Raw genomic sequence first — 275 nt, forward strand, 5'->3', positions numbered from 1 at the left:
GGTTTCTCCGTGCCCGGGCGTGGAAATTCGTATTCGATGAAGCCCGTGCCGACCCCAATGATGCGCTTGACCGCCTGCACGCCGGCTGGGTCGTTCAAGGTGTCGACGTGCTGGTTCTCAGAAGTGGGTTTGACCGGCAGCAGGCGGATCACCTGCCCGGAAGCCATCACGCCGATGTAGCCGGTCTTGCCAAAGCGGATGGGGCTTAGCGCTTCCAGCGCGGCGCGTTTGGCGTCGTCCACCGGCATGGTCTGCTTGGCGGCGCGATCCTGGTA

General features: G+C 64.0%; 1 protein-coding gene. It reads right to left on the minus strand.

Annotated features, from left to right (window positions below):
- On the minus strand, positions 1-275 hold a 275-nt coding region (locus ACVA58_RS28070), incomplete at both ends, for a cache domain-containing protein (protein ID WP_446513517.1).

This window comes from Photobacterium sp. DNB22_13_2 (assembly GCF_052873915.1).